Source organism: Leptospiraceae bacterium, from assembly GCA_016708435.1.
In the GTDB taxonomy this organism is placed as follows: domain Bacteria; phylum Spirochaetota; class Leptospiria; order Leptospirales; family Leptospiraceae; genus UBA2033.
In genome coordinates this window covers 329,651-342,016 of record JADJFV010000033.1, presented here as the reverse complement: position 1 = coordinate 342,016, position 12,366 = coordinate 329,651, and the positions used below count along the sequence as shown (strand labels likewise).

General features: G+C 37.2%; 5 protein-coding genes. 2 read left to right on the top strand and 3 right to left on the bottom strand.

Annotation, left to right across the window (positions count from 1 at the left end):
• Positions 1-22 precede the first annotated feature (22 nt).
• Both IPH52_22350 and IPH52_22345 read right to left on the bottom strand, forming a co-directional pair.
• Positions 23-952 (bottom strand): hypothetical protein, encoded by a 930-nt coding sequence (locus IPH52_22350; GenBank protein ID MBK7057740.1) that lies wholly within the window; start codon positions 950-952, stop codon positions 23-25.
• Between the two features lie 326 nt (positions 953-1,278).
• On the bottom strand, positions 1,279-7,626 hold the full coding sequence (locus IPH52_22345; GenBank protein ID MBK7057739.1) for a hypothetical protein: 6,348 nt from the start codon (positions 7,624-7,626) through the stop codon (positions 1,279-1,281).
• Positions 7,627-7,942: 316 nt separating this feature from the next.
• Between IPH52_22345 and IPH52_22340 the strand changes: the two genes are divergently transcribed.
• Together IPH52_22340 and IPH52_22335 are read left to right on the top strand one after the other, a co-directional pair.
• Entirely contained in the window at positions 7,943-9,043 is a 1,101-nt protein-coding gene (locus IPH52_22340; GenBank protein ID MBK7057738.1) for a hypothetical protein, read from the top strand.
• A 249-nt stretch (positions 9,044-9,292) separates the two neighbouring features.
• Positions 9,293-11,308: a sensor histidine kinase gene (locus IPH52_22335; GenBank protein ID MBK7057737.1), complete on the top strand. Its 2,016-nt coding sequence runs from the start codon at positions 9,293-9,295 to the stop codon at positions 11,306-11,308.
• 82 nt (positions 11,309-11,390) lie between these two features.
• On the opposite strand, the gene IPH52_22330 is transcribed toward IPH52_22335, so the two are convergent.
• The gene (locus tag IPH52_22330) at positions 11,391-12,305 is read right to left on the bottom strand and encodes a hypothetical protein (protein MBK7057736.1); all 915 of its coding nucleotides are present in this window, start codon (positions 12,303-12,305) and stop codon (positions 11,391-11,393) included.
• Positions 12,306-12,366: the final 61 nt, after the last annotated feature.

Here is a 12,366-nt window from a genome sequence, read left to right as displayed (position 1 = left end):
TAACTCCTTATTCATTTTATTATTACTCATAATTCGGCTCTGGTGCCGGTTCAGTATAAAGACTCGGCATTAATTTACCAGTCCATTTGGCTCTTAATATGGCGATGCTATTGTTATTGTTAACATCTGAGTCCCAGAAACTAAAACCAAATTTTTCTCTGTGAAACCAAGGTCCTACATGTCCTCCCCAAAATCCTTCTGCTGCAAGAAAGTTACAAAACCCGCGAGACCATTTTAGTGACCAAGGAATATTTGATTTTGGTCCACTAATTATACCTTCTGAACCGGCACCTGCTGTGCAAGTCTGTGCTTGCCCTATGAAGTAAGGAGCCTGGTCAGAAGCGCTTGGAATAAAACTGGCACCACAATGAGCATTGGTGGAACCTTGGCAAGGACCGGCTGCGGAACCATTTGTTCCAGGGTATTTAGCATCCCACATAGTTGTTTGCTGTCTTTCATCACCCCATAATGCTCGTTTAAACATACAATGATCTTTTTGGACTTGTCTGTCTGCACTAGTATAACCAACTAATGCCCGAACATGGTTGATTGCAATTCGATGCCATTCATCCAATTCCGCCTTTGTTGGATTTTTATTGTCCTTAAAAGGGTTGTGTTGATAAAAAACTTCTCTGATTCCACGAACTCGATCTGCACTTGGGCAAATTGCGGCAAAAAATTGCGCCCCGGTCATTTTAGTCGGATCGTAAATTGTTTTTCCGTCCCATCTGGAAGCTTCCCATTGAGCTTTTGTTATCCAAGTAACACTATCAGGATCATGGGCAGTATTTCCAGCAGCGATTGGTTTTGTTTCGAATGTTTTCCAGTTTGCTTGATTTGGAGTATATTGTTCCAGATTACTGCTAGAAGTAGCCGGGGAAGAACTGAGAAGAAGCAACGGAAGAGCTTTTTCTAGCGTATCATTCTTTTTTGGAGAAGGGCAAAATGTCAACAATGCAGTTAAGCATACTATTACCAATTTATTCATTTTAAAACCTCATGCATTTAAATTATACAAACGCAAAATTTATTTCGATTGGAAAGATTGATTTATTATACAATATTCGAGCGTCATCCTGTCAAACTATATATTTCTAGCTCAAGAATATAATTTCATGACTAAAAGTGTCGGATTTATTTCTCTAAGTGTTTTAATCCAAAGAGACTACTCAAGTGGTTTCTTTAAACATATATACGAAAGCCCCAACGGGGCGCAATACTCATCGCATGGGCGTCAGTTCAGCCCATGCAAAAAATAAAAAATCCAACGAGGGAAGGCTACTCCCCTATTTTCACCCGCACGCCTTCTGAATGACTTGTAAATTCAGGGGCATACATGGATTGAATGGTTGTGATGCCGTTCGAATAATTGCCCTTATGCGTTACGCGAAGCGGATATTCGAAAACGTATGTTCCCTTTGGAAGTGAATCAAAGAAGAAGTTAGTCGCTGCATCGCGAGTTGATTCGTAGTAACCGAGACCGTCCTGCCATTTGTAGCGAGAGATAACGTTAGTCGGCTCAAAGCTTGCAGCGCGCATATCTTTCATGTGAACAAATTCCATATCGCGATCCACACGAAGTTCAATTCTTACTTTGATTAAATCACCCGGTTTCAATTTCGTTTTATTGTCGATAGGCGTAATCACAGGACCGGTCTTTGTGTTTTCTTGTAAGAAAAGTTTCTTCTGGAGTTTAAGCGGAGTTTCCGCAGGAGTAATTTTATCTAGCTGTTCAAAATACTGCCAGTAAACCGCTCCCCAACTTACGCCTCCATTCTTTGCTTTGAGAAGATTATTTTTCGGAGTAATTAAAACATTTCCCATATCGTTTGTTACTTCACTTCCTGGAAATGCTTTTTTAAAATAACCAGTGCCTGCCTCCGGATTAATGTCCTTATCCGCTGTCGGATCAATGATTTTACTTCCGAGTTTGATTTCAACGGACTGTTCAGTGGATAACCAGTCTTCGCCTTTTAGCAGTAAAGCATAAATAGCCTCACTTGTTGCCTTGGTTGTCTTCCAGTCTTGGGTTTGTTTTTGTTTTAAGAGCCAGGTCTTTAAATCATTGACTGCATCTTCGTCTTTTGCTACTTCATCGAAGACTTCGATCATAAGACTTTGGGTTTCGATTGGGAGTTCATACCAATAATATCCCCAACCCTGTTTGAAATACATTCCCATTTCTTCTGAATTGAGGGCATGCTCTCTGAGAGATTTTACAATCTGCTCGGGAGTTTTATTTGACTTAAAATCTTTTAGTTTATGAGAACTTAAAGCTTTGTGGAAATTCTCAGGAGTAGCCTCTCCCATGCGGTTAAGGGCTAATGCTATCATTCCAGTTGAAATTTTATTTCCCAGGAAGCTAGTCCAGTAGGTTTTCGCCTGCCATTTGTAATACTCGAATGCTTCTTTTGCTTCTTCTGGAATGGGAACATCTTTGAAGAAACTTCTAGCATAGAGATATTGGATTTGTAGATAGCCAATATGCTGTAGCGACATATCAATCTTATCCTTCTTCTCTATTGCCACCAAATAATCATAATCAGATTTGAATTGCCAGTCTAGATATTGCACTGCTCTAGTCGTCATGCTCCAGGCTTTGGAATTTTCACGAACTCGTTTAACACCTAAATGATCTAGATGTCCAATTCCTGTTACGATATGTTGGGTTATATAACGATTTTCCTGCATACCGGCAAACCATGCGAAGCCCCCATTGCTACTTTGGACTTTCATGAGTTTGTCGAGTGCTCTCTCTAACTCATCTGTCATTTTAGCTAAGTCAAATAAAAGTCCCACTCGCTTTTTGCGCTCTGTTTCATCTTGCGCGTCTAACACCCACGGAGTTTCTTCGAGCATAAGACTCTTTAGCTCCTGATTTTTTTCTAAGTTAGAAAGTAGCGCTCCTGTTTTTTCTTCCTTTGTATTGTTTCGTTTCATCGCTGGCTCTTTCCATGAATCAAAAACTTTTTTGATCTTAGGATTGGAATTTGCGATATGAGATGCAAGACTATTGGCATAGAATCTACTAAAGAGCTGCTCCGCGCATTCATACGGATACTCCATGATATACGGAAGAGCCTGAACGGCATACCAAGCAGGATTTGATGTAAACTCCAGAGTGTATTTGTGATGCACTAACGTATCCGATTTATTGTTAATCATCTTTTCTAGTTTAAATGTCTTTGGTTCTTTTCCGCGCATCGGCAAAGGAAGAGTTTCCGTTACTAGCATTCGATTGGTCAATACCGGTAAAGGCATTTCTTCTCCATCGGAAAAGTTTTCAGACTTAGCTAATACTCTGTAGGTAATCGCCTGTAACCCCTCGGGGACTTTGAGATTCCATTTTACAACTGTGCTTTGTCCTTTCTCTGATTCGAAGGATTGCAGCTTTTCTGTTTTCAGAATTTTATCGTGAGCGATAGGCGTCATAGTCACTGCATCTAGAAATTCTAGTTGTGCCTTACCAGTCATTTTTTTATCAGAAAGATTTGTGATTTTCGTAGTAAATTCCATTTCATCGCCTTCTCTAAAGAAGCGAGGAGCGTTAGGCACTACCATTAATTCTTTTTGTGTAACGAGTTCATTTTGAATCATACCGAATTTTAAATCTTTGGTATGAGCAAAGCCCATCATCTTCCACTTAGTCAAAGCTTCTGGAACGGTAAACGAGATAGTAACCTCACCATTCTTATCAGAAATCAAATGCGGATAGAAGAATGCTGTCTCATTAAAATTCGTTCTTGCTTTAACACCTGTAATTTCACCATTTCCACCTGCTTGGCTTTGACCCTGTGGTGAGTTAGGCTCCTTAGCCTTTTCTTCTTTTTCCATTGGCTCTGCTTTGTCCATTGCCATTTCGGCTCTAGGCATTGCCATTTTTTTATTCATAACCATACCTCTTGCAGCAGGAGCAGGCATAGGAGCACGCTCTTCTGCTACAGATAAATCATCCATTTCTCCTTCATCGGCATCTCGTTTGCCGCCATTTCTATATCTTCCCCCTCCTCTCATGCTGCGCGACGTGGTTTGATATGCGTAATAGCCTCTGAATCCATACAAATAAATTCCAAACCAATTGAGTGAGTCATAGCTTTTACTTGTTCCATACACGTAAGGGTTCCAATCTTTTTGGAAGAGATGAAAGTTTTGGACTTGGAAGTCATTTGCATTATGCCATTGCGCATAAGAATAATTAGACGGATAGATGGAAAAATCCCAATAGTTTTTTCTAAACATATCGAGTGACGCATCATAGAGTGTGGCTAACATTTCAGAAACCACTTTCTCTGATTTTTGTCCCTGGATTTTAATTCGCCATTCTTCTTTTTCTCCGGGTTGTAATTTATTTCTAAATGTTTCAAAGCTCAGTTTTAATTCTTTGTTGGAATAGGGAACATAGATTTGCTGTGAGTTGGCTAATATCTGATTATCCTTAACCAATACAAAATGCGCTGTGATGTTTCCTCGGTATTCTTCTTTGATTGGAATCTCTACAAGTTTTTGTGTATTATCAAGGGAAATCCATTCACGGACAATAATCTTTTTCTCTAATTCAAGTTCATACAATACTTTTACATTTTCAGAAGAGCCAACTAGGATTCCAGCGGTTTCTCCCGGTTCTGCGCTCTGCTTTAATGGAAATACCCAGCTATAAGAAGGAAGTGGAACGGAAAGCTTTGGATTTTCGGAATAGATAGTAAAGTATTTTATTTCTTTGGCTTCCTGTCCGAATTTATCCACAGATTTGATTTCTAATACATATTTTCCAGGTTTCCATTTATTTAAATTCTTTAGAGTTAAATGCTTTTCTCTTTCTGTATTAAAAGGAGTGTTTAGAACTTCTTTTTCCTTTTCCCATTTAGAGACTTCATCCTCATTGTCATACACATCATTAGGAAAATCTTTTTGGTATTCTTTTTGCGGCAAAATGAACTTATCCGGTCTCTGCCATTTTTTACTTCTAAAGGCATGAGGAGGATTTTTTAATTTATGAATCGTGATATATCCCTGGGCAGGCTCAAATTCATTGTTTAAATTTGTTGTAATCACATCAAACGGTTCTTTGTGCTCCAGGTTTAACATATCCGGTAGATTTACATTTACGATTAACGAAGTATAACCCACATAGGCAAAACCGGATGCAGAGCGAGTTTCTCCGTTTAAATCAGTGACATCAGCAATAACTTGATACGAAAAAGAAATCCCCGGCTCTTTGGGAACGGACTTATCAACAATCGCTTCGAACTCGATTTCAAAGTAGCCTTTTTCATCTGTTTTAAGATTTCCCTGTTTAATTTCCATTTGTGGGCTGGAAGGATTCCAACCTCTAAAATAAAATCCCCACCAGTATGGATAGCGTGCAATACGAACTACGCGGTATTTGACTTCCGCATTATCTATGTTAGCTCCTGAGAAGGCTTTGGCAAATCCCTTGATTTTGATTTGGTCACCAAGTCTGTAAGTCCCTTTTACTTTTTCAAATTCGACTGCAAACTTAGGACGTTTGTATTCTTCTACTGAGAAGTAAGCATTGCCGTTGTAGTTTGTATTGAGACTCATCTGTCCGTTTAGAACGTTAGTCGGTGCAGTAAAACTTCCACTGAAAGTTCCATACTCATTCGTTGTTAAATTTAACTGCGACACTTGTTGGTAATTTACATTGTAAAAAGTTACATTGACTTGTGTGTTTGGTTTGATTGATCTTTTTTTATCATTTGATTCAACTAATATACCTTTGAAGTAAATCGTTTGTCCGGGTCTATAAATGGCTCTATCTAAAAAGAGTTTAGCGGTTACAGTGGAATAGCTACTATCTTTTTGCAATGGGTTCTGGTAAAGAGGCATTTGCCGATTGGTGTCGCCGCCATAATAATCTTCAATTGGCTCTAGGAAATCATTTCCTTTGCGCAGTGTCATGTAAAAGTATTTGTAATCTTTTTTTGCCTTGAGTTGGAAATAACCGGTCTTATCCGTTGTAAGAGATTGGTCGGCTATTATTTCGTATCGGCTTCTTTTGTTATTGTAGATTTGGTAGTAGGTGTGAACGTCTACACCGGATTCAGGCTCTCCTGTGGTTCGGTTTAGCGCGTAGTATTCGATATCTTGCGTGTGCTTCACTCGATCAATGTAAGTAAGATTAGAAATATTGGTGAAAGCAAACGAAACAGCTTGGTTTGTAAAAGTAAAACTTTTATCTGTTCCGGCTAAGATCAAATACTGTCCAAAATCAAGTTCGGGTAATCGAACTTCTGCGCGATGCTCCATATAGTCTTTGTCGTTGGGGAGTTTTACTGTGAATACTTTATCTGCTTCTAGTTTTGCAAAATGAGTAATTAGAATTTCTTCATAGTTGATATAAGTTTTATGCTTGTTGTAATACTCCGCATACTCTTTCTTTACCTCATTCATCTTGGTTCGGTTGACTTTAAAGATTTTAAAATAAACTGTATCTAGATTTTTAAAATTTATAAGGCTTAGAAAAGGTTTTCCTGGAATATTAATCTTTTCCATGACAAGACTTACGCTTTTTGTTTTAATTTGAGCTTGGAGACTACGGCAATTTTGCGCTCCTTCTGAATTTGGAAATTTCTTAATTGCAGATTCACAGATATTGTATGCTTTTTTGGATACCCATTTGTTTTCATCTGTCGGAGTTGAAACATATTTATGAGCAAGGGAATGCCAATAGGTAGCCAGTGCAAAGGCAACGTCAGTCGCAGTAGGAGAACTTGCATTTTTAGCAGCAAGGATATCTAGAGCTTTACGATAGCGTTCGCCCTTATCCTCTAAAATAGAATGGCTATAAACAAAGCTAAGTCGCTTTAAATCAATATCAGTTAAAATGGTAGAATCTCCGTCTGCCAAATGAATGCGTGCTAATTCCTGTAAAATCTGTAGCGCGTAATACTTGTAAGCCATTTGATCTTTTGTTTCTATTTTTAATTTCACAAAGTCCCTGATGTCAGAAAAATAGGCAGGGTTGTCTATGATAAATGTTTCTGCAGGACGGGCAAGTCCATGCTCTTGATACGCGAAGAAATCAACAGCGCGATGAGCTAGAAAGTCAAAAAGAGTTGGGCGAAGGCTACGACCATTCGGCACATAGTCCGGATCGTGGTTTAGAATAGAGCTATAGTCTTCGATTTTAATTTGCTTGGTAGTTTCAATGTCTTTGATAGAAAGCGTATACTCACTAATAGCCGCTTCTATGAGTTTGGTTGCATCCCAGGTGCGAAGATCGGACTGCTTAAATTTATCCGTCTTAGTTCTTTGTAGGATATAATAGCGATTGTTATTGTAGTATTGCCAATAGACTTCGCCAAGAATTGAGTGTAATATCGGTTTTGCGTAAGAAGTCGCAGAGTCAGTTTCTTTTTGTAATTCTTCAATTGCTTTGGCAAATGCATCTTCTTCTACTTGCCCGATATACTTCACACGATAAATGGTAGACTTGATTGTTTGCGAAGGATTGTTATCCTCCTTCGCTTTTTTATAAATTGCATTTACTTTTTCGAGCGCGGACTTTGGTAGTCCTTTTGTTTCATCGGCAGAAACTTTTTCCCAATCAGATTTGTATCTTTCAGTGGAGAATTTCATTTTTTTATCTTCCTGACTTGAAAGCATAAGCGGAAAGAGAAAAAATACAAATAAAAAAAGTTTTAACAAAGGGTTTGTAAAATTTAAAATTAGTCTATTCATTCCTCCATGAGAAGATTGGTAATTTTAAGAGTCAAGAGTATATTTTTTGCAGGAATACGTAATTCTACATTAGCAAAATAGAGGAAATGTTGAGTTAGGTGAAAGATTTTCAACGCAACCTCTCTCAGAATTATTTTTTGCTACTTTAATTTTTTTATACAAGCGATTAAAAGAAAACTTCTTGTATTATTTTGAAAGTCTACTAGGATTACTCCACATAAATTTAATTTAGGAGATACCTATGGCAATTAGTAATGACGGAATGTCATCTAGTGAATCAGTAGGATTTTTTTCGCAATTTGGCGATTCAGTTAAAGGGATATTGACAGGGTTTGCGCTCATTCCTCTCTCAATATTTCTAATTTTCAAAGTAGAAACTTGCACACAAGCGGGTGACGCATTCAAAAATGCAAAACCAGTTACACAGATGGAAGAAGGTAAACCAGTGTATATCACTGGAAAATTATCTGCCCAACCTGTAGGAAGCTTATTTGTTAAAACAGGAAATTACATCAGCGTTAGTGAAAGCTCAGAAGTATACGCCTGGGATGAAGAAGAAAGAACTGAAGGCGAGGGAAGCAACAAGAAGAAGATAAGAGAGTGTAAACTCAAGTGGACATCTGATCCAGAAAGCCCTTCCAAGTTCCAACTTCCAGCTTGTAAAGCAAAAGCATTTCACCAGAGAAGAGTGAAATCAGATACCAATGTGGCTAATGGTGGTAAGCTCTCAAGCGAAGGAAAAACCTACAACGTAAATCTAGCTGATACAGATTTTACTTCGTCAGTTCCTAGCTCAAAACCTGCAGATAGTGAAATCAACACGAATGGATATATCTCTTCGGGAACTTATCTTTATAGTTCCTCTACTTGCGCAAACAATGAAGTAGAAGGTTGTGAAAGAGTTTCAGTTAGTGCCACACCAATTCCTGAAGGAGACATGACCTTTCTTGGAACATTGAAAGGAGATTCACTAGGAAAATATACTTACAAAGACGAAGCGTTTATGAGTGCGAGTGTTGGCGATTACGCGCAAACAATGGCGGCAATTAAATCAGATGACTCTACAAAAAGATGGATTGGTAGAGTCATTGGATTTATTATGATGTGGGCAGGGCTTTCCTTATTAGTCGGTCCTGTGACTATGTTATTGGATTTTATTCCGTTCGTGGGAACGATGGGAAGTTCAGTAATTCGATTTGCATTGGGAATCGTTGCCTTTGTGATTACTGCAGTGACAATTATACTCGTTAAATTTTGGTATATTTGGTTGCTATTAATCATAGGTGCAGTCGGCTATGGTTACTATAAAAAGAAAAATGCGAGTGCAGCACCTGCCGCATAAATAAAACCGGTCAGTTTTTTAACGAAGCGCAAAGAATATCTTCGCGCTTCGTTACTCCTAAACCCATTTCCTTACTCAATCTCAAAGCAATTCTTGCATAATCCCAATTAGCCTCTATCGGAATGAAAGCATTCAATCCGAGGAAAATTCTGTAGACTAGAAAAACTATTTTAAAAAAGGACGAAATACTATTGACATTTTTGAGCAAAATACAAGAGTTTAATCTATCGACTTTTGTAATAATCACTCATGAAAAACATTTTCCTTCAACTCTTACTCTTTTTATTCTCCTTATTCTTTATTGATTGTAAAAAGGATTTCACAGTTTATAAAGCTCAAAATGGAATACTTGATCTACGCAATTGGAATCAAGACCAAGAATCAGTTATCAGTCTTGATGGAACCTGGGAGTTTTATTGGAATGGATTTTATCAACAATCCGATCTGGAAAAACTGAAACCGGAACTTATCAATCTTCCTTCTATTTGGAATGATAAAATTATCGATGAGAAAAAGATTTCCGGCTCTGGATTTGCAACGTTTAGACTAAAAATTCTCCTTCCTGAAAAACAAATACCTACTCTCGCGATTCGAGTTAAACCACTTACCAGTTGCAGAGTTTTTATCAATGAAACCGAGCTTAATTGCATTGGAAGTGCAGGAAAAGATGTTGAATCTTCCATACCAGACACTCGTCCTTCTTTTGCTGCTTTCGTTCCTCAAAAAAATACGTTAGATGTCATAGTCCAAGTTTCGAATTTCCACCACAGAAAAGGTGGATTTTTATATAGCATTTATTTTGGAACAGAGTCAGGATTGTTAAAATACATTGAAAGCATTCGCAGTAGAGACAACTTCATTTTAGGTTTTCTTTTTTTTGTAATTCTATATCACATAGGTCTTTATTTCATTCGAAGACGGGAAAGTCTCTCCATTTATTTTACTCTATTAGTTCTGTGCATTTTCTTGCGAACAGCGAGCACTGGCGAAAAATTATTAGTAGACTTTGTAAACATAGGATACCCTATCTATGTGGCTATTGAGTATTTAACGTTCTTTCTAGTTTTACCTTTAGCCCTTCAATTTATAAATTTAATGTTCTCTCTACGTATTCCTAAGTGGATATTAACCATTATCTTCGGAATAGGCATATTTTTTTCTATTGTTACGGTATTCACTGAAACTATATTTTATTCTAACCTGATTAATATTTATTTGCCTATATTCATTTTAGAATTAATATCCGCATACTTACTCGTGGCTTTTGCAGTGCGAAAGAAGAAGGAAAATGCTTCCATCATACTAATTGGTTTTACGATTATGCTTATTTGCACAATCAATGATATTCTAAATACGACAGAAGTTATTCATACAAGCTATCTTGCTCACTACGGACTAATATCCGTTGTATCAAGTCAGTCTTTATTTTTATTATTAAGATTTGTGAAAGCATTTAGAGAAAACGAGGCATTGAGTGCTGACTTAAAAAAAATAAACGAAGAGCTAGAAACACGAATCATAGAAAGAACAAAAGAAATCATGGAAGAGAAAATCATTGCTGTGAAAGCAAATGAATTAAAGGACAAATTTATTTCTCTGTTATCTCATGATCTTAGGTCTCCGATTGGCAATGCAAAAATGCTCATTGAAAGTTCAATCGAAGCAGACAACGAATCAGAAAAAGATCTATCCAGAAGCTACTTAGACTTAGCCGTAAATTCAATTAACAATGCACTTGAAATGACAAAGAAAATTTTGCAATTTAGTCAAACCAATTCTGGAAATATAGAACTCAACATCCAAGCCTGTTATCCTGCGCGAGTAGTAGATAAAATTTTCAATATAATGTTAAGCAGAATACGAGAGAAGAAAATCCAATTACTAAATTTTGTTTCAGAAGAGGAAAAAATAGAAACAGACGAAGCATTGCTCCAAGAAATAATATTAAATTTAGTTTCAAACTCTATTAAGTTTTCGCGCCCTGGAGACTTTATTTCCGTTCGAACAGAAGTAAAAGGAGACAAATACCTATTATTCGTAAAAGACACTGGAATTGGAATTCCAAATGATGTTAGGATAAATCTTTTTTCGCACTCAATCAAAACAAGCTCAATAGGAACAGGGGGAGAAATTGGAACAGGGCTAGGGCTTCCTCTTTGCAGAGACATTGTAAAAATGCTAAAGGGAGAAATTCATCTCAACGACAATGTCACTGATGGAACAGAGTTTATTATACGTTTGCCGCTATTTTTTACTTCGAAATAGTCTAATCTACTAAAATAAACTCTGTCTTTTAAATATCTTTTACAGCCAATTTCAGACATGGACACTGACCTCTATTCAAATCCTAGAAAGTAGGATACGATGTAGGACAAATTCCAATTGCTGGTGTTGCGCCTGACGCTGGTAGTGCAGTAACATTTGAACCATATCTGCAATATAAATTAGGCGTAATTGTTTCCGTAGCTGCTTTTCTATCAGAGACATTAATCTCTTCTTTGAAAAACTCTTGCAAGGTTGGTATTTTAGAATACGCAGTTTTTAAATTGGCATTTCCTAAAATCAACTTTTTAAAACAAGCTGAGTCTTGCGCAAAAGAGGATACTACTGCGTTTGATTCTGCTCCATTAAATAAGGTAATTTCTGATGTGTTTGCTATTCTTAAGTTACCGATAACCGCTTCTTCATATTTTAAATCCAAAGCTTTATTTACTAACGCGTTAGACGACACTATGCTATCAAAGCTCGTTCTCATATCCAGTTTTGCATTTATTATAGTCTGATAGCGAAATGTATTTCTAATTGCAGTTAAACTTGCATTATCTTTACAATAAAAAACGTTAGGGACAACAGTAACACAACCACTTGCACTTGCAGACACAGCCGATGTTAGAGATGCTACACTTACAAGTTCCCGACTAGCTACACCAGTTTTAATTAATGCATCACATTCTGGGTATTTATCAAAAGTCAAAGTCATTCCGTTATAATAAGCATCCGCTTTTATTTTTGCTTCATCCGCAGTTGTAACAAATGTAAAAAACGAACTTTCACGGCAACGCCCAGAAGCCACTGCATTTGCAGTTGCCGAATACACTGCGTTTCCATCGGCTTCTATCGTTTTTCGAATTACAGCACAATTACCACTAGTGGTAGAGCTAGCTTGAAACAATCTTGCGTAGTTTTCATACTTTGTATAATCTGTTGCTTCTTTTTTGTTACAGCTTACCAAGGAAGCAATGGCAATACTCCCTAATATCATTTTGCAAAACAATCCTTTCATATTTACATCCTCACTATTAAATTAATTTTTCGTTTTCAAA

What these genes read in the sequence shown, in the direction of transcription:
- IPH52_22345 (MBK7057739.1), bottom strand. Translation starts at nt 7,626, where the DNA reads ATGCTTTCAAGTCAGGAAGATAAAAAAATGAAATTCTCCACTGAAAGA.
- IPH52_22340 (MBK7057738.1), top strand. Translation starts at nt 7,943, where the DNA reads ATGGCAATTAGTAATGACGGAATGTCATCTAGTGAATCAGTAGGATTT.
- IPH52_22335 (MBK7057737.1), top strand. Translation starts at nt 9,293, where the DNA reads ATGAAAAACATTTTCCTTCAACTCTTACTCTTTTTATTCTCCTTATTC.
- IPH52_22330 (MBK7057736.1), bottom strand. Translation starts at nt 12,305, where the DNA reads ATGATATTAGGGAGTATTGCCATTGCTTCCTTGGTAAGCTGTAACAAA.